This window comes from Pectobacterium sp. A5351 (assembly GCF_028335745.1).
Lineage (GTDB): Bacteria > Pseudomonadota > Gammaproteobacteria > Enterobacterales > Enterobacteriaceae > Pectobacterium.
In genome coordinates this window covers 4,214,590-4,231,834 of sequence record NZ_CP116477.1, presented here as the reverse complement: position 1 = coordinate 4,231,834, position 17,245 = coordinate 4,214,590, and the positions used below count along the sequence as shown (strand labels likewise).

Below are 17,245 nucleotides of genomic sequence, written 5' to 3'. Positions count from 1 at the left end.
ATGCTGCAACGATTGAAAAACATCAATCTTCAGGTCTACGTGATGATTGCCGCCATCATCGCCATCATGCTCTTTTTCACCTATATGACCGACGGGGCGTATCTCAGCGTGCGTAATCTCTCCAACCTGCTGAGGCAAACGGCGATCACCGGCATTCTGGCGGTCGGTATGGTGTTTGTCATTATCTCCGCCGAGATCGATCTGTCGGTTGGCTCGATGATGGGATTATTGGGCGGTGCAGCGGCTATTTTTGATGTCTGGTTTGGTTGGCCTTTGCCGTTAACCATCGTTGTGACACTTGCGCTGGGATTGCTGCTTGGCGCGTGGAATGGCTGGTGGGTTGCTTACCGGAAAGTCCCTTCTTTTATCGTGACGCTGGCGGGGATGCTGGCTTTTCGCGGCATTCTGATCGGCATTACCAATGGGACGACGGTTTCCCCGACCAGCGAAGCGATGTCGCAGATTGGTCAAAGCTATCTGCCTTCTGGTATCGGTTTTATGTTCGGTGCCGTCGGGCTAATGGTGTTTATCGCCTGGCAGTGGCGTCGGCGCAGCAGTCGTGCGCAATTAGGGTTACCAGTAAACCCTTCTGCGGGTGATATTGGCCGTCAGACGGTGACAGCGCTGGTGGTGCTGGGCGCGATTTATCTGCTAAATGACTATCGCGGTGTGCCAACACCGGTTCTGGTGCTGACGCTGCTGATGTTGGGCGGTATTTTTCTGGCGACGCGAACTGCATTTGGCCGCCGCATCTATGCCGTGGGCGGCAATATCGATGCCGCCCGCTTATCGGGTGTGAATGTTGAGCGCACCAAAATGGCGGTGTTCGCGATTAACGGCCTGATGGTCGCGGTCGCCGGGCTGATTCTTAGCTCGCGGCTAGGGGCAGGCTCACCCTCCGCCGGGAACATTGCCGAACTGGATGCGATTGCCGCCTGCGTGATTGGCGGCACCAGTCTGGCGGGCGGTATTGGCAGCGTGGCGGGCGCGGTGATGGGGGCATTTATCATGGCGTCGCTGGATAACGGGATGAGCATGCTGGATGTGCCGACCTTCTGGCAATACGTCGTAAAAGGCGGAATCCTGCTATTGGCGGTGTGGATGGATACCGCAACAAAGCGGCGCGTATGACGTGATGCGAAGGGGGAGGAAATACGTGGCGGCTCGCAATAATCAGCAAATTATTTTGGCCTCTGGGGGCGCTGTGCTATTCAAGGAAGCAGACTTGATTCAAAGAACGTGCGATTAATGAGTGCCGACTGCCATGTTTGAAAAACGCTATCGCATCACGCTGCTGTTCAACGCCAACAAAGTGTATGACCGTCAGGTAGTTGAAGGGGTTGGTGAATATTTACAGGCTTCTCAGTGTGACTGGGACATCTTCATCGAAGAGGACTTCCGTTGCCGCATTGATAACATCAAAGAGTGGTTGGGAGACGGCGTGATTGCCGATTTTGACGATGGCGAGATCAAACAGCTACTACAGGATATGAACGTGCCGCTGGTGGGGGTTGGCGGCTCCTACCATCGGCCTGAGGATTACCCGCCTGTGCATTATATCGCGACAGATAATTATGCACTGGTGGAAAGCGCGTTTATGCACCTCAAAGAAAAAGGGCTGAACCGCTTTGCTTTTTATGGCCTGCCGGCATCGGGTGGGAAAGGCTGGGCACAGGAGCGGGAATACGCTTTCCGGCAGCTCGTTGCGGCAGAAAAGTACCAGGGCGTGGTGTATCAGGGAATGGAAACGTCGCCGGATAACTGGCAATACGCGCAAAATCGGCTGGCCGACTGGGTGCAGGGGCTTCCGCCGCAGACGGGGATTATCGCGGTGACGGATTCCCGCGCGCGCCATCTGTTGCAGGTCTGCGAACATCTGAACATTGCCGTACCGGAAAAGCTGTGCGTCATCGGGATCGATAACGAAGATCTGATTCGCTACCTTTCACGCGTCGCGCTCTCGTCGGTGGCGCAGGGCACGCGCCAAATGGGATACCGCGCCGCGAAGTTGCTGCATCAACTGCTGTTGAACCAGACCGATTTGCCGCTGCAGCGTATTTTGGTGCCGCCGATTCGGGTGGTGGAACGTCGCTCAACGGATTATCGCTCTGTGCACGATCCTGCCGTTATTCAGGCGATGCACTTTATCCGCTATCACGCCTGTAAAGGAATTAAGGTCGAGCAGGTGCTGGATGCGGTAGGGATTTCCCGCTCGAATCTGGAGAAGCGTTTCAAAGATGAAGTCGGTCAGACGATTCACGGTGTGATTCACGCGGAAAAGCTGGATCGGGCGCGTCACTTGCTGATATCGACTTCGCTCTCGATTGGCGAGATCTCGCTAATGTGCGGTTACCCTTCATTGCCCTATTTTTATGCCGTCTTTAAGAAAGGGTATGACATTACGCCGAAGGAGTACCGTGAGCGTTATGGCGAAGGTTATTAAGAGGATTTGCTCAGGAAGGCGCGGCGGTGCGCGCCTTATCATTGGAGTAGTGAGGAGAGTCTGGTGAACGGTTACGCCGGCACGCGCCAGTAATCGTAATCGATATGCTCAACCTGGAAGTTGGCGTTCTCTTTGTCGCCCGTCAGACGGCTGGCGATGGTAAAGGCAAAATCGAACGTCACGCCTAATCCCTTGCCGCTGATCAGATTGCCGTCTTCCACGACTTTCTCGTCAACATAAACGCCATCGGTCACGTCCTGCCATAACTTGCCGGAGCAAACGTAGCGACGGCCTTTCAGCAGGTTGTTACCGCCCAGTACGCGTGCAGCCGCAGAGCACAGTGGGCAAATCAGTTTTCCCGCCTCGTCATGGCGACGGATAAACTCGACAACCATCGGGTTGGCGGCCAGGTTTACCGTACCCTGTGGGCCGCCTGGAATGACCACGGCATCAAACAGCGTGTCCTGATTTCTTTCCAGCAGAGAATCGGCAAACATACGAATATTGTGATAACTGCGCAGTTCCAGTCTGTCATAGCATGACAGCATGGTGACTTCTATCTTCATGCGGTGCAGTACATCAATCACCATGATCGCTTCTGCTTCTTCAAACCCAGGGGCCAGCAGAACGGCGACTTTCTTAGACATAGCATCTCCAGCAATATGCAAGGGAAGGTGTTAACCGCAAGAGGATAGCAAAGAAATATCAAGAAAATGAAACGATGTTTTATTAATGTCGAGCGGGTCGCGTAAACGATTTTTGCTGCTTAGCCTGAAGAGAAGATGGCGCTATACTTGCTAACTTGGTCGTGAATCGGCCATGAATTTTTTTACACGAAAGCATGACTCTTCTCTTCCTGTCCCGCCAAAAAGATGTTTAAATTATCACTCACTTATTTTGCATAAATATGCATCTTTGAGTGCGTCGATTTTGATTATCGACCGGCCCGCTTGATGTAGAATGTGCAACAGGGTCCGAACGCTCATTAATGCATGGCGTAACATAATGGTGTGGCGACTAAGCTGATACCCTAGGGGTATATCACCATAGATCTTTCGAGCAGGGATTACATATATGACAACGATTCTCAAGCATCTTCCGGTTGGTCAGCGTATTGGTATTGCGTTCTCGGGTGGTCTGGATACCAGCGCCGCGCTGCTTTGGATGCGTCAAAAGGGCGCGGTTCCTTATGCGTATACCGCAAATCTGGGTCAGCCAGACGAGGATGACTACGAGGAAATCCCTCGTCGGGCTATGGAATATGGCGCAGAAAATGCTCGCCTTATCGATTGCCGTAAGCAACTGGTTGCTGAAGGTATTGCTGCGATTCAGTGTGGCGCATTCCACAACACGACGGCGGGCGTGACCTATTTCAATACCACGCCGCTGGGCCGCGCAGTGACCGGTACGATGCTGGTTGCTGCGATGAAAGAAGATGGTGTCAACATCTGGGGTGACGGCAGCACCTATAAAGGCAACGATATTGAGCGTTTCTATCGTTACGGCCTGCTGACCAACGCTGAACTGAAGATTTATAAGCCGTGGTTGGATACCGACTTCATTGATGAGTTGGGTGGTCGTCAGGAGATGTCCGAGTTTATGGCGCAGGCAGGCTTTGGTTATAAAATGTCGGCCGAGAAAGCCTATTCCACCGATTCCAACATTCTGGGTGCGACGCACGAAGCGAAGGATCTGGAATTCCTGAATTCCAGCGTCAAAATCGTTAACCCGATTATGGGCGTGAAATTCTGGGACGAGAACGTCAAGGTTCCGGCAGAAGAAGTGACTATCCGTTTTGAACGCGGTCACCCGGTTGCGTTGAACGGCAAGACCTTTGCCGATGATGTTGAACTGATGCTGGAAGCAAACCGTATCGGTGGACGTCATGGTCTGGGGATGAGCGATCAGATCGAAAACCGTATCATTGAAGCGAAAAGCCGTGGCATCTATGAAGCGCCGGGAATGGCACTGTTGCACATTGCCTACGAGCGTCTGGTTACCGGTATCCACAACGAAGACACCATCGAGCAATACCACGCCAATGGCCGTCAGTTGGGTCGTTTCCTGTATCAGGGACGCTGGTTCGATTCTCAGGCGCTGATGCTGCGTGATGCGTCTCAGCGTTGGATCGCCAGCGCCATCACGGGCGAAGTGACGCTGGAGCTGCGTCGCGGCAATGATTACTCCATCATGAATACCGTGTCTGACAATCTGACCTATAAACCAGAGCGTCTGACCATGGAGAAAGGCGACTCGGTCTTCTCGCCAGATGACCGTATCGGCCAACTGACCATGCGCAATCTGGATATCACGGACACGCGTGAAAAACTGTTTAACTATGTTGAAACGGGCTTGCTCTCTTCCTCTGCCAGCACGGGTCTGCCGCAGGTAGGCCAACTACAAGATAAAACAGAGAAATAACGCAGAGGTTAAGTAAGATAAAAATCCGGAATCGTCTTGCGTTTCCGGATTTTTTTATCTGTTTATCATATGGTTATGTTTGGTCTTCTCGCGGTGTTTTTTTGTATATGAACTCTTGCTGACAATGCAGGTTGCATCTGTACAACCGTCGTAGAAAGGGACAGAATACAATGACAATAAGCCTGGAATGTTTAAAAGGCGAAAGAAGCTATTGGACGGTGTATCTGTTTTTGTGATGTCTAGATGCAAATTTTTAATGGAGGAAAAATGTTAGAAATATTCGATGTAAGTTACTCGCTATTATCGGAAAAAAAGTCGGAGGAATTGTTTACGCTTAGAAAAGAAACTTTCAAGGATAGGCTTAACTGGGCGGTGAAGTGTATTAATGGGATGGAGTTCGATCAATATGATGATGATAATGCGACCTATCTTTTCGGTGTAGAGGATAATCAGGTAATTTGCAGCTCCCGGTTAATCGAAACAAAATATCCTAATATGATAACTGGCACATTTTTTCCCTATTTTGAAAAAGTAGATCTTCCTGAAGGAAATTATATTGAGTCAAGCCGATTTTTTGTAGATAAAGCTCGGTCAAAAACGATTTTAGGTAATACTTATCCTGTTAGCACAATGTTCTTTTTGGCAACCGTGAATTACTCAAGATGTAAAGGGTATGATGGTGTTTATACGATTGTCAGTCATCCTATGCTCACTATATTAAGGCGTTCTGGCTGGAAAATTTCAGTGATTGAACAAGGGCTATCAGAAAAACAGGAAAGAGTTTATCTACTGTTTTTGCCTGTAGACAAAGAGAGTCAGGATGTATTGATTCACCGTATAAACCGCAATCAAGAGTTTGTTGAGAGTAAGCTACGGGAGTGGCCATTGTCCTTCGTGCCTATGACTGAAGCGGTCGAATAAGTTGTAGTTCGATGCCGAGTCTGATTGCATGTTTGGCATTTAATACACCGAGTTTTTTTACAACATTGCCTATATGGAATTTGACAGTCCCTGTTTTAATACCTAATATCAGTGCGATTTCCTGATAGGTTTTCCCCATACTGGCCCAATAAAGGATTTCATTTTCTCGTTGAGAAAAAATATCTTTATCATTCGATCTTTCATCTTCTTTGTTTCTAATCATCTCTCTGTAAAGGGAGATGGTTTCTGCATGAATATTCATCAACGTCATTTGTAGCTTATCTTTATTATTCTCGATTACCTCGTCAATGTTACTCACATTCGATTCATCAATCATGATAGATAGCATAACCAGATTATTACTATGGTCATGAAGAACAAAAGTATAGCCGTTAGTGATGTTATGCTCTTTGGACAAGTTGAATATCTTTGACATCTTCAACTGCGTGCTGACGAGTAAGTCCTCATCCCAAGGGAAAGGCGTGATTTTATTAAGAGCAGCAATGACCACAGGATCAATGTGTTGATAGTTATTGGCTCGGTATATTTCTCTCCATTCGTCGTGGTGATTTGAAATGATAAGGATTTCTGTAGGTTTTTTCTTATTTAATACCATATAGGAATATTTGATGTCACCATAGTAACTTAGTGCCATATCGAATTGACTTTTTATTATTCTGCTTATAGTTTCGTTGTTATGAAATAATTGTGACATCTGATAGCCTCAGTCTGAAAATTCAACATCCTGTAATAGAAAAAAAGTATATACCCATCACTATAGGTATATCTACAGGAACCTATACCGATATGCTAAACTATACCTTAGTATAGCTTTTCTTGGGGGTGAAAAAACATACAATCTTACGATAATGTTAAGGGCGTAAAACAAAAGAAATAAACACCGCTCAGGATAAGCGTGATGATTGGCTAACATCAGGGAATGCTAATTAAAACGATATTTTTCAGTAACATAATGAAGGGTATTTCTTTTTACGGCCAGTATTGTTTCACAGGCCCATCAAGTGTTCTGATTCATTAATTCCATCAGGGTGACAGTTTCGCGAATGACACTCGCTTTTATGCTGTGTTCTTTTTCGCGGAACTTCAAGCCTCACAACGTTGTTGTATTCCCACAGCCGATTGAAATGCACGTCGTCTAGATTGCGGGCTGAGTCCGTATTACCTGCAAAAGCCGTGCAGTGGTTGCCGCTGCTCCCCACGGTTGTTCTCTGTCATAGCTGCTGGCGTCAATCATACTGTCACGAATTCGTTGTGGACGTTGCTGGTATTGACGAAAAACGATCAATGAGGCGCACCCTTTCAAGCTGTACCTTATCGCCGTCGGTGCGGGCTGCCAGACATCAGCCTCATCTTGGTCATCGTTCTTATGCAGCGTAAAATAGTGCGGGAGCGTAAAGCGACTCGCTTCCTGCTCGGAAATAATGGGGTGAGAAACCGTACCGGGGTAGGTTGTTTTTATCATTGTGTTACCCTAATAAAGAAGTCAGAAGCTAATTCCCCTGATACCACGTCCAGATCTTGATCAGCAGTGCCGCTGATATACTCCAGCATACGACAGCCGCGAGCAATGCCTGTGGCAACTTCATCCATGCGGTAAAGTAATAAAGTGAGATGAGATAGACCAGATAAGGAATTACGGTCCAGATGCCAAACAGGATGGTGGCGCGTAGCGCTTCCAGACCGCGCTCAGTGCCAACGATATAATGTGCGATCAGCGCGAATGTAGGGAACAGTGGCACCAGCCCGGCAATATAATAGTTTCGGCTTTTCGCCAGTACGCTGATGATCAATACGATTAGTGCGCCGATAATAGATTTGATAAACAATGACATAAGTATGACCTCTGGCGTAATTAAGCATCGTGAATGAACAGAGAATAGTGCCACAGCTTAAGATTTCAATTCGTGGTGATTTCGTTATTCTTAGCAACAGAATGAATAAGTACCGCGCACGATAATCTTATCGTACGCGGGTAAAACGATAATGAATCAGGAAAGGATTGATATTGAGGATACAAGGTCATTTCTTTAATAACGCATTGATTAATATAAATATTATCCCTTGCTACGTAGTGGTAAATTAGATGTACGGCTCAATAAACCCGCCAGTGATGTAGAAAGCCGTTCTGGTATTACCTATCGCCACCATGCGGATAATCATGCCAGCCAGGCCGAATTCGATGTGGCGACGTTAGATGACGCGCTGGCGCGAGTCGTTATTCCGCCGGCATCTATTGCCCTGCTGCTGTTTGTTTCTGCGATACCCATTCAGGCGATCCTGAAAAGGTAAATGTTGATCCGATCGCGCAGTATGGCAAAACCTCACAAAAAAGACGTGTTTTATTAACAACTCTTTTATGCGTGGTATTCCCTTATCCTACTTGTGTGACGGCTTTTGAACCTTTCCCTGAACGTTGTTAACCTTTACGCGATAAGACGTGTGAGGGATAAAGGCATGGGCGGGCGAATAATTACCGTAGTGGATTACGATCCACACTGGGCGACGAATTACGCAACGGCGGCACGTGCGATAGCGCAGGTGCTCGGTGGCGTTGCGGTGAAAATCCACCATATTGGCAGCACGGCCGTGCCGGGGTTACCCGCCAAACCGGTGATTGATATGCTGCTGGAAGTGGTTTCGTTGTCCGATTTGGACCGACTCGATCATGTCATGGTCGATGTGGGCTATCGCCCTCGCGGCGAAAGTGGGATAGCGGGGCGTCGTTACTACACCAAAGGCGGCGATGTGCGCACTCACCATCTGCACGCTTTTGTGGTGGGTGACGAGTCTATTCAGCGACATCTGGCTTTTCGTGATTATCTACGGGCGAATCCTTCTGTATGTGCGGAATACGCGGCAATAAAACGTGCCGCTGCACGGGCATGTGACAACGATGCCGCCGTGTATAGCCAGCTAAAAAATGACTTTATCGTGATGCATGAGGCGCTCACGTAGCTACTTCCTCAGAATCAGGCATTTTTTTCTATATTGCAAACGCCCCACTTCGTTCTATATTTCGAGAGCAGATTGAATGAAGGGGAAATCGTTGTGAATATTAAAGGGCTTACGAAAGGATTCTTCATCCTTATCTTATTTGTCGTTACGCTGGCGTTTTTTGACATATTGGTGCCGTATTATTCCGCCATCCTGTGGGCGGCGGTGCTGGCTATTATCTTCCATCCGCTGAAAAGTAAAATTCGGCAAAAATTGAACGACCGTAACGGCGTTGCCTCGCTGCTGACTGTTCTGATCATCTTCCTGATCGTCTTCATTCCATTGGGCGTGATTGTTTCCTCGCTGGTGGTTGAGATTAATGGGGTTTATACCCGGTTGCAGGATAGCAATACGCAGTTCCCGGTGGTGCTGGCGGAGTTGCTTCAGCATTTGCCGAAGTGGGCGCGGCATTTCCTGGCGGAACACAATCTGGATAATGCCGCCAAAATACAGCAAGAGTTGTCTCAGGTTGCGCTGAAAGGCGGGCAATATCTGGCGGGAAGCGTGCTGCTGATCGGTAAAGGAACATTCACCTTCTTCGTGGGTTTCGGGGTGATGCTCTACCTGCTTTTCTTCCTCCTGAAAGACGGTTCCTATCTGGTGAACCTGATTCTGGAATCGCTGCCGCTGTCCACCTATGTTAAACACCACCTGCTGGTGAAGTTTGCCGCGGTATCCCGGGCGACCGTGAAAGGTACTGCCGTTGTGGCGATTGTACAGGGGACGCTGGGCGGTATTGCATTCTCCATCGCAGGAATAGAAGGCAGCCTGCTGTGGGGCTCGCTAATGGCGTTCCTGTCGCTGATTCCCGCCGTGGGTTCAGCGATTATTTGGGTGCCTGCTGCCGTCTTCCTGTTCGCGACGGACATGCTCTGGCAGGCGATCTTTATTGTTGCGTTCTTCGTGCTGGTGATTGGGCTGGTGGATAACATTCTGCGTCCGCTGCTGGTGGGTAAAGACACCAAAATGCCGGATTACCTGATTCTGATCGCCACGCTGGGCGGGATGGAAATCTACGGTATCAACGGTTTTGTGATTGGCCCGTTGATTGCGGCGTTATTCATCGCCTGCTGGAACATCCTCTCTGGGCGTGACAATCAGGAAAATATTGAAGGTATCGATGAAGATTTTATCGAGGAAGGCCGACTGTACGCGGGTTTGGTAACTCCCGAAGAGGCTGATGCGGGAGTGAAGGACAGCAAGACGGCAACTGAGCGAACGGTGGAAAGCCAGGGCGCGGTGAATAAGAAGGTAGAGTGAGTCGCTTGCGTTAAGTCCAAATTTCTTGCCCCTCGGGTGTGATCCACACGACGCCTGCGGGGACCTTGACTAAGAACCACCGACCACATTCTTTTATCGCCCCTCTTCAGCCCGTGACGTTAGAGGCACTGACTTTAGCGTGTGGGATCGTAGGCATTTATTTCATGGCTCCACGGAATCACATGGTCGTCGACCGCGACGTGCCATTCGCAGTGCGTCAGAGCGGCACGTATTTCGGATAAACACTGGCACCAATGCTGAACGCCAACCCAGGTGGCTTCTTCGTCGTTATCGGGAAGTTTGGTCGAACCGGAGAGTACGATTCCTTTTCTGAACACGTTACCGGTTTTCACGTTGAGAGCGAAATCAAAGGATTCCCAATTCAGGCCTTCTCCGGTTGTCAGATAGTTCTCAATTTGGTCATTAACGGAATGGCGTTGGACGATCTCCTTCACGGCAGATATCTCTGTCTGGCTCAGGGATTTTTTGCGTCGAACGGTGTAATAGAGCGAAATTGCCATGTTGCCTCGTTTATACCCGTCATACTTCAAGCTGCTTGTGCGTTGGCAATACTCGGCTCATTTCTGAGCCTCGCCCTAGAGGGCCGCCGCAAGCGGCGTTCAAATCGGCTAAGCCAATTTGTCCTTACTCACCCCAGTCACTTACTGGTGTAAGCTCCTGGGGATTCGCGCAGTTGCCGCCTTCACGCAACTCGAATTATTTAGGGTATATTAATAGTGTTTAAGGTGAGGTAATAGAGCATAAATTTTCGAATAAAAAACGGCATAACATAATCAGGAAGTTCTGATTTTATAAAGGTAAGGGATGGTTATGTTTGGGAAAATTATTCTCATGGGGATAAGCGCGGCATTAATCAGCGGATGCTCGGTCGCAACCTATAGTCATAAACTGGAGGATTATCAGGGTGCTGACCGCGTGGGTATCACGTTCGATAATCGTAACCTCGATTATATTCGCGTTTATCCGACGACCGACCGATGTATTAATATTGATGCGCCAGAAAATGGCTACACCAATAATGCGTTTGGGTTACAAACTAAACTCAATAATAAAGAACTCGGCTTCCCGGCTATTCCCGAAACGCCAACGATGATTCGTGAATTCTGGGTCAGTGCGCAACATAATATTACAGTCAGAATGATTGCAGTGAATGGCGGATTTAGCACCGTAACGTTTAAACCCGTAGTGGGGAATTACTATTATGTCACTGGCAAGTTTGATGGACCTTATTCGCCCCGACGCATTGAAGTCTACGAAGTGTTCCAAACAGAGAAAGGCTACTACGACCGCCGACCGGTCAAAGATTTGATGTTGAAAAACTGCGGTGGATTTGATTCCAGAGTGCATAAGTTTTAATGCTGCTACTCGGCCAGACGCGATCTGTCTGGCCGCCTTCACTATGTTTAGGTGAGCTGTTTCCCGGAAAGTGGTAACCGCCTGACGGCCGGTTAACGCAGGAAGGATGACGGAGAGGACGAGATAACGTATGTCGGTTGTTGTTCCCTGTTTTCACTGATGTGGATTTCTCAAGATGGTGCTCAATGGCGGTTTGGGTTCATCGACATTGTTGATAACCATCATAATTTTCCATTGAACATGTCGATAATTTCTTCTTTATTCAAATCATTAAAATTATCTGGGGCTGAAACTTGGCCCTTCATGAAACCAATGCGTGGCGTTTTCTCCGTAACGGTAAGGGGAACGATCTTCGCCACGGGTCTAAGATGATCAACGGGTAGTGAAGCAATCAGATCTCGGAAAATGGTAATGGAACTCTCGGTAACGGCTGCATTTGTCGTGGTCATTGGCGATCCTCCTTGAAAGTCAGTGTCGCGAATTGTCGATGCTTTTTACGGGTTCAGATACTACGAGTTTCGTAGTTATTTTAAAGAAGTTAGAATGATAATAATTTAATAATTACCAATATTTTTTAGCATGTATTAAATAATTATTTTGGGTGGTAAATATATAATTATGGTATATTATGTAAAATATTTTTAGAATGGGAATGTTTATTTAAATAAGAGGGTTGCTATATGTCTAATGCAGTCAAACTTCCACACACTTGTCCTAAATGTAAGTCTACCACAGCCCACACTGCCGTCGAGTTGCAGTCTCTTTTTGGTTATAGAACTGTACCTGCGGGAGCAACAACCCAAAGTTGGTGTAAAAGCTGTCGCTCAAAAAGTTAAAAATAAAAATTTTCCATTTATTCTTATGAGCATGAATTTATTCATTTAATAAATGAGAGGGATTTTAAATATCTATGTAATAACATTTTTTGTAATTAATACTATTGTGAAATATTTAAATGCCCTTAAAAATGGACTGACCCCATAAAGTTGGACAGTTCATGTTAAGCGGCTATCAGGGCCCGGGTTCGGTATTCTACCGGACTCAGGCCTTTTAATTTCAGGCTGATCCGCTCGTTGTTATAGTAATGGATATAGTCCTCTATCGCCTTCCTCAGTTCATTCAGATCGCTGAACCTGTTCAGGTAAAAACACTCCGATTTCAGTGTGCCGAAGAAGTTCTCCATCACCGCGTTATCCAGGCAGTTTCCCTTGCGTGACATGCTTTGCGTCATACCCTGTGCCTTTAACTTTGCCTGATAGCCTGCCATTCGGTATTGCCAGCCCTGATCCGTGTGCAGCAGCGGTGTATCCTCCGGTCCGAGCGCTGAGAACGCATCGTGCAGCATCGTATTAACCATCTCCATCACCGGCCTTTCCGACAGGCTGTAGGAGATAATCTCCCGGTTAAACAGATCGAGAACCGGCGACAGGTACAGCTTTTTACCCTGCACCGAGAACTCTGTAACATCCGTGACCCATTTTTCGTTGGCTTTCGATGCACTGAAGTTCCGGCTCAGGATATTGGGCGCAGCCTTGCCCATTTCCCCTTTCCAGGCACGATATTTCTTCACCCTTATCAGAGAGCGGAGTGACAGCTCCGCCATCAGTCTCTGCACAGTTTTATGGTTTACCAACAACCCCTGTTTTCTCAGTGAGAGTGTGATCCTGCGGTAGCCATAACGCCCTTTGTGATAGTGGTAAATCTCTCTGATTTTATCTTTCAGCCCGGCATGCCTGTCCACTCGCTTCAGCGCATTCATATTGTGATACCACGTACTACGGGACATACCCGCTGCACGCAGAAGATCACCGAGCGCATACTCCAGCCTTAGCTCACTGATTATTCCGGCTTTCTGCCGCTTTTCTCGCTTTGAACTAAGGCCTTCAGCTTTTTTAGATAGGCATTCTCTGCGCGCAGGTAACGAAGTTCAGCCCGCAGTTCTTCGGGAGATAACTTTTCCAGTGCAGCATCGGTAAGTGGAGGTGTTTTTTTGGGTTTTGTCATGTCCTTGCTCCGGCCTGGTTTTATGCTCAGAAGTCCTTTCTCACCTGCGTCTTTGTATACATTCACCCAGTGCCGGACAACGGTTTCAGTTGAGATATTAAACCGTGCGGCAGCTTCACGCATCGAAAGTTCTTCATTGAGAACAGTCTGGACAACAGTCATCCGGAACGCCGGAGAATGGCGGTCATTTTTCCAGGTAATGCCATCAATACCATGGAGTTGCCAGGCTCTTACCCAGCGTCGCACTGATGTTCTCTCAACACCAAAGCGTTCAGCTGTACGATGTGTTCCATCTTTTCCGGCGAGGTAGTGATTAACTACAGCTAATCTGGTTTCGAGGGAATATTTTGGCTTTGCCATAAAAAACTGCACCTTACTCAGTTGGGTGTCCAACTTTTGGGGTGCAGTCCAAAAAAGGGCATTATTGAATTTAATAGGTGCGGGTGGAATTTATTCGATTGAATTCACTGCTTGAATGATGGTGTAAATAACAGTAATATCAATATATTACACAAAATAAACCGTTCAAAAATGCCTGTTTGTCCACCAAACAGTCCACCAAACAGTCCACCACTTACCTTGGCTTTTACCAAATATTAGTGGCGAGCAATGGAAAAACAGTACCGTTTTTACGCTGCTGTTAGGGGGAAAAAATAGTAGTTTTGAAAGGCTTTACTGAGCAAAGTCGGGCCATCTTTTTGAGGCCTCTTTGCAATAGCCATTAGCCAACAGAATACCTCGCCCATTTGAAATGAATATCACCGTGTCCAAATTCTATAAAAATGCTCAATATGGACATATTGGTATCCCTGGCTGGCGATATACAAGAGTCGAGAGCGAAGGTTACCCAGGTTTAATGGGTCTACACTAAGTTACTTATTTCGTAACAATCTGTAGACCTTTTTTTTGCGCAGGTCTTGCATTAGGTCTACACTACATTACTTACTTGGTGATGTAGTGTAGACCTATGGCTAAATCTGATGAGCTATTAAACGCGTTGGCTAAAGCAGTGAACGCTGGCGGTGGCATTCACAGTGTAACAGAGCTGGCTTTTATGCAGGGTGTGCCTTGTGACTCAGCCTTTAGAAAGTTCCTGGCAGATTGCGTAAAGAAGGGGCTGCTAAGACGAGTGGTGAAAGGCTTCTATGAAAGTGTTATTACACCACCTGAGCCTGAGACTGCCATTTATAAAACCATCAAAAAGTTGCGCAGTGGTGTATTGAACTACATCAGCTTAGAAAGTCAGCTCAGTCATACCGGTGATATTTCACAAGTTGTGATGGGTAGAGTCACGGTGGTGACTAAAGGTCGAAGTGGTTGTTTTGATACGCCTTATGGCGTGATCGAGCTTACCCATACTAAAAAGTCAGTCGAGCAAATTGCACCTAATTTGTACTATGACCCTGACATCAAAATGTATCGCGCATACAAGGAACAAGCGATTGCAGATCTAAAGCACTGTCACCGCAATCTACATATGTTGGAGAGCTAAGTATGGGGAGTGTGTAGGAGAAACGTATGCTGAAGCAACAAATTCGCCAAATCGTCCAGTCAAACCCTGACTATGCCGCAGTGACACCCGTCATAGAAAAAGAGATTTTGCATCATGACATTATGGATGTGCTGATCAAACAGGGCGTCATGCAGCGGTTAACGTTTATTGGCGGTACCTCATTACGCATGTGTTACAATAGCAGCAGGCTATCAGAAGATCTTGATTTCAATGGTGGTCATGATTTCCAGCCCTCAGCGTTTGAGGGACTGGAGTCCGAAATCCAAACCTATATTCAGAATAAGTATGAAACCGAAGTTTGGGTAAACAAACCTTCTGGCGAGCAGCAAGGGGATACCGTTTCTTGGAAAATGAGTATCGTAAAAGAAGCTAATCGTCCTGATTTGCCACGGCAAAAAATGCATATTGACGTCTGTGCTATTCCGTCATTTGATATTGAAAAGCGCCCGCTAATCAATCATTACGACATCGTTGTTCCGACTGAAGGGATTTTGGTTCCGGTACAGTCGTTACAAGAAACATTAGCCGATAAGTTGATCGCGTTAGCGTATCGGGCAAGACGTATTAAACCTCGTGATATCTGGGATATTGTTTGGGTTAAGCAGCGCGGTATTGATTTATCCAAGACACTGGTTGAAAAGAAGCTCACCGCCAGACAGGAGCAAACAGAAGACTTTCGACAGGCGCTGTCTATTCAGTTAGCCAAGCTGATGTCGGAAGATGAAGTCCGTGACGACTTCAATATGGAAATGAGCCGCTTTATTCCTAAGCAAATTAAAGAGAGAACCCTCGATAATCCTGAATATTGGGCTTATGTTCAGGGGGAAGTACATGCCACCGCGTCTGAGTTACTGAATGACGGAACACCAAAAAATCCATTTGATATGGGTTAGCCCCATGTTTTTTCCTCCATCATAAAACAAAAAAGGCCATGATTTACAATGGCCTTTTTATCCTTGCGAGACTTAATGAGACAACGCGAGATCGCGTTGAATCTGTTTATTGAGTAGATGGGTTAAAGCCTTGCTGTAAGCGGGTTTGCGATAATGCGTTTTTTCTATGTGTACACCCATGTGTACACGGTAAAATGGAGTGCTCTATATTTTGGCTATTTTTTATCCAGTCTTTTTGCGGCAGACTCTAGCTGTTTGATGCTTTTTTCTGGCGCAGGTAGATTCTCTGGCATAGTCCCGCCCAGTTCCTTGATTGTTTGTCTTACTTTCCTTCCCACTTCAAAGTGAGTTTCATTGGCTTTTTGCTTCGATTTAACATTATCCCTGCGGAGTTTCTCTTCAGCCTGGGTTGCTCGGAATAGGTTGGCTGCTAATTCAGTGGAACCCATGTGGTCGAGTATCTTTTGGCTTTTCTTGAGTCCTTTCCGTTGATGTATGGCCTTTTGGTCTAATCCGCCGTACAGCCCTTGATACCCATGATTTTGAAATATTGCAAAATCCAGAGTAGTTTCAACACCCGCTTGCTGTGCTGCCTCGACCAATTGTTTATTGTGCTCTTTCAGTTCGTTCCTGAGAAAAAGTCGTTTTTCATCTTCGCGGAGCTGCTTGAATGTCTCATCATCAGCTAGCTCCTGCCGTCTTGTCTGTATTGCAAAGTATGTTTGCCCTGCTGCTATGACGGGCTTTGTGGGGTCGCCGTTTTGCACAACTAAGTAGCAAGCGTATCGGGAAAGCCTTATATCCTTTAATTCTCTTTGCGCACCTGAACCAATTTTGACCATACCGAGGACATCCTCGAAATGGTCATCAACATTGTGCCCGCTGTTGAGGCAGGCTTCTTTTGCGCGTTCTAAAACAGGAGTGAAATGACGATACTCTGAGTAATCCAGCAGCTTTGCTAGCTCTCGCGCTGACCAATATTCTGCTCCTTCGTCATCAACTTGCTTGATTTCTTCAAAAGGCTGGTGGTGCTCGTTCATCGCTCACTCCATGTATCTTGCGCTGGTGGGTTTTGTTTTAGTCACTGGATCTGCGAAATGTTTGCTTCAATATCCCACATTCCGATTATTGTATGATAGACCTATCCCACAATAAGGAACCACACCAGCCAGAGAATGACAGCCACAAAAAAAGAGATAATCGGTTTGTGCCGCTGCTTTGGTTGATAACTAGCGTCACTAAAAACGCATATATAAGCAAAAGTATGTTAGTTCAGTTGGTTCAGTTGGTTCAATTTGTAAAGATGATTGTTTTAAATAACTATTTTATCAAAAACTGAACCAACACAGGGACGTTTTGAGCCAACACTAACCCCTGATTGAACCAACATCATGATCC

Annotated in this window: 18 protein-coding genes and 1 pseudogene; 10 read left to right on the top strand and 9 right to left on the bottom strand. The window is 47.0% G+C overall.

All coding sequences use genetic code 11. From position 1 onward, the window contains the following. A complete protein-coding gene (xylH, locus tag O1Q74_RS19510; protein ID WP_271879002.1) occupies positions 1–1,131 on the top strand; it encodes a xylose ABC transporter permease XylH in 1,131 nt (376 codons plus the stop codon). A gap of 133 nt (positions 1,132–1,264) precedes the next feature. Next, complete coding sequence (gene xylR, locus O1Q74_RS19505) at positions 1,265–2,443, top strand: D-xylose utilization transcriptional activator XylR (RefSeq protein ID WP_271875130.1); 1,179 nt, start codon at positions 1,265–1,267, stop codon at positions 2,441–2,443. A gap of 71 nt (positions 2,444–2,514) precedes the next feature. On the opposite strand, the gene O1Q74_RS19500 is transcribed toward xylR, so the two are convergent. Next, positions 2,515–3,090, bottom strand: a complete 576-nt coding sequence (locus O1Q74_RS19500) for a DJ-1/PfpI family protein (protein ID WP_271875129.1) — start codon at positions 3,088–3,090, stop codon at positions 2,515–2,517. Between the two features lie 427 nt (positions 3,091–3,517). Here O1Q74_RS19500 and argG point away from each other — a divergent pair, with 427 nt between their 5' ends. Both argG and O1Q74_RS19490 read left to right on the top strand, forming a co-directional pair. Then, positions 3,518–4,864, top strand: coding sequence for an argininosuccinate synthase (gene argG, locus O1Q74_RS19495; protein ID WP_271875128.1), 1,347 nt, complete (start codon positions 3,518–3,520; stop codon positions 4,862–4,864). Positions 4,865–5,131: 267 nt separating this feature from the next. Beyond that, positions 5,132–5,785, top strand: a complete 654-nt coding sequence (locus O1Q74_RS19490) for an acyl-homoserine-lactone synthase (protein WP_271875127.1) — start codon at positions 5,132–5,134, stop codon at positions 5,783–5,785. Here the strand turns inward: O1Q74_RS19490 and O1Q74_RS19485 are convergent. The 3 genes and pseudogenes from O1Q74_RS19485 to O1Q74_RS19475 all read right to left on the bottom strand — a co-directional run bounded on the left by O1Q74_RS19485 (position 5,763) and on the right by O1Q74_RS19475 (position 7,638). After that, a complete protein-coding gene (locus O1Q74_RS19485; protein ID WP_271875126.1) occupies positions 5,763–6,500 on the bottom strand; it encodes a LuxR family transcriptional regulator in 738 nt (245 codons plus the stop codon). The two genes, O1Q74_RS19490 and O1Q74_RS19485, sit on opposite strands and share 23 nt — an antisense overlap. Positions 6,501–6,891: 391 nt before the next feature. Next, positions 6,892–7,052, bottom strand: a pseudogene (locus O1Q74_RS20425) (acyl-CoA thioesterase); the annotation flags it as partial. Positions 7,053–7,296: 244 nt separating this feature from the next. Continuing rightward, positions 7,297–7,638, bottom strand: coding sequence for a GlpM family protein (locus O1Q74_RS19475; protein ID WP_271875124.1), 342 nt, complete (start codon positions 7,636–7,638; stop codon positions 7,297–7,299). A 229-nt stretch (positions 7,639–7,867) separates the two neighbouring features. On the opposite strand from O1Q74_RS19475, the gene O1Q74_RS19470 reads away from it, so the two are divergent. From O1Q74_RS19470 to O1Q74_RS19460, 3 genes are all read left to right on the top strand, one after another. Next, positions 7,868–8,095, top strand: coding sequence for a hypothetical protein (locus tag O1Q74_RS19470; RefSeq protein WP_271875123.1), 228 nt, complete (start codon positions 7,868–7,870; stop codon positions 8,093–8,095). 165 nt (positions 8,096–8,260) lie between these two features. Next, the gene (locus O1Q74_RS19465) at positions 8,261–8,761 is read left to right on the top strand and encodes a GrpB family protein (RefSeq protein WP_271875122.1); all 501 of its coding nucleotides are present in this window, start codon (positions 8,261–8,263) and stop codon (positions 8,759–8,761) included. A gap of 93 nt (positions 8,762–8,854) precedes the next feature. After that, positions 8,855–10,060: an AI-2E family transporter gene (locus tag O1Q74_RS19460; protein ID WP_271875121.1), complete on the top strand. Its 1,206-nt coding sequence runs from the start codon at positions 8,855–8,857 to the stop codon at positions 10,058–10,060. Between the two features lie 10 nt (positions 10,061–10,070). Here O1Q74_RS19460 and O1Q74_RS19455 read toward each other — a convergent pair whose 3' ends face one another. Beyond that, a complete protein-coding gene (locus O1Q74_RS19455; protein WP_271879000.1) occupies positions 10,071–10,157 on the bottom strand; it encodes a DUF596 domain-containing protein in 87 nt (28 codons plus the stop codon). A gap of 37 nt (positions 10,158–10,194) precedes the next feature. Continuing rightward, a complete protein-coding gene (locus O1Q74_RS19450) occupies positions 10,195–10,581 on the bottom strand; it encodes a hypothetical protein (RefSeq protein ID WP_271875120.1) in 387 nt (128 codons plus the stop codon). Positions 10,582–10,891: 310 nt separating this feature from the next. Here O1Q74_RS19450 and O1Q74_RS19445 point away from each other — a divergent pair, with 310 nt between their 5' ends. Beyond that, positions 10,892–11,437, top strand: coding sequence for a hypothetical protein (locus tag O1Q74_RS19445; RefSeq protein WP_271875119.1), 546 nt, complete (start codon positions 10,892–10,894; stop codon positions 11,435–11,437). A 221-nt stretch (positions 11,438–11,658) separates the two neighbouring features. Here the strand turns inward: O1Q74_RS19445 and O1Q74_RS19440 are convergent, their stop codons facing one another. Together O1Q74_RS19440 and O1Q74_RS19435 are read right to left on the bottom strand one after the other, a co-directional pair. Continuing rightward, positions 11,659–11,886 carry a hypothetical protein gene (locus tag O1Q74_RS19440; protein ID WP_271875118.1) on the bottom strand — a complete coding sequence of 76 codons (228 nt, stop codon included), beginning with the start codon at positions 11,884–11,886 and terminating at the stop codon, positions 11,659–11,661. Positions 11,887–12,437: 551 nt separating this feature from the next. Then, positions 12,438–13,801 (bottom strand): IS3 family transposase gene (locus tag O1Q74_RS19435; protein WP_271873361.1). Its coding sequence is split into 2 segments (ribosomal slippage): positions 12,438–13,324 and positions 13,324–13,801, totalling 1,365 coding nucleotides; the frame shifts between segments, so codons are not numbered across the junction. A 607-nt stretch (positions 13,802–14,408) separates the two neighbouring features. Here O1Q74_RS19435 and abiEi point away from each other — a divergent pair. Beyond that, entirely contained in the window at positions 14,409–14,933 is a 525-nt protein-coding gene (abiEi, locus tag O1Q74_RS19430) for a type IV toxin-antitoxin system AbiEi family antitoxin (protein ID WP_271875117.1), read from the top strand. 26 nt (positions 14,934–14,959) lie between these two features. After that, positions 14,960–15,847: a nucleotidyl transferase AbiEii/AbiGii toxin family protein gene (locus tag O1Q74_RS19425; protein WP_271875116.1), complete on the top strand. Its 888-nt coding sequence runs from the start codon at positions 14,960–14,962 to the stop codon at positions 15,845–15,847. 215 nt (positions 15,848–16,062) lie between these two features. Here the strand turns inward: O1Q74_RS19425 and dinD are convergent, their stop codons facing one another. Continuing rightward, positions 16,063–16,887: a DNA damage-inducible protein D gene (gene dinD, locus O1Q74_RS19420; protein WP_271875115.1), complete on the bottom strand. Its 825-nt coding sequence runs from the start codon at positions 16,885–16,887 to the stop codon at positions 16,063–16,065. Between the last annotated feature and the right edge of the window lie 358 nt (positions 16,888–17,245).

Bases quoted from the DNA above. Each gene is read 5' to 3' on its own strand.
- xylH (WP_271879002.1), top strand. From the start codon at position 1: ATGCTGCAACGATTGAAAAACATCAATCTTCAGGTCTACGTGATGATT.
- xylR (WP_271875130.1), top strand. From the start codon at position 1,265: ATGTTTGAAAAACGCTATCGCATCACGCTGCTGTTCAACGCCAACAAA.
- O1Q74_RS19500 (WP_271875129.1), bottom strand. From the start codon at position 3,090: ATGTCTAAGAAAGTCGCCGTTCTGCTGGCCCCTGGGTTTGAAGAAGCA.
- argG (WP_271875128.1), top strand. From the start codon at position 3,518: ATGACAACGATTCTCAAGCATCTTCCGGTTGGTCAGCGTATTGGTATT.
- O1Q74_RS19490 (WP_271875127.1), top strand. From the start codon at position 5,132: ATGTTAGAAATATTCGATGTAAGTTACTCGCTATTATCGGAAAAAAAG.
- O1Q74_RS19485 (WP_271875126.1), bottom strand. From the start codon at position 6,500: ATGTCACAATTATTTCATAACAACGAAACTATAAGCAGAATAATAAAA.
- O1Q74_RS19475 (WP_271875124.1), bottom strand. From the start codon at position 7,638: ATGTCATTGTTTATCAAATCTATTATCGGCGCACTAATCGTATTGATC.
- O1Q74_RS19465 (WP_271875122.1), top strand. From the start codon at position 8,261: ATGGGCGGGCGAATAATTACCGTAGTGGATTACGATCCACACTGGGCG.
- O1Q74_RS19450 (WP_271875120.1), bottom strand. From the start codon at position 10,581: ATGGCAATTTCGCTCTATTACACCGTTCGACGCAAAAAATCCCTGAGC.
- O1Q74_RS19445 (WP_271875119.1), top strand. From the start codon at position 10,892: ATGTTTGGGAAAATTATTCTCATGGGGATAAGCGCGGCATTAATCAGC.
- O1Q74_RS19440 (WP_271875118.1), bottom strand. From the start codon at position 11,886: ATGACCACGACAAATGCAGCCGTTACCGAGAGTTCCATTACCATTTTC.
- abiEi (WP_271875117.1), top strand. From the start codon at position 14,409: ATGGCTAAATCTGATGAGCTATTAAACGCGTTGGCTAAAGCAGTGAAC.
- O1Q74_RS19425 (WP_271875116.1), top strand. From the start codon at position 14,960: ATGCTGAAGCAACAAATTCGCCAAATCGTCCAGTCAAACCCTGACTAT.
- dinD (WP_271875115.1), bottom strand. From the start codon at position 16,887: ATGAACGAGCACCACCAGCCTTTTGAAGAAATCAAGCAAGTTGATGAC.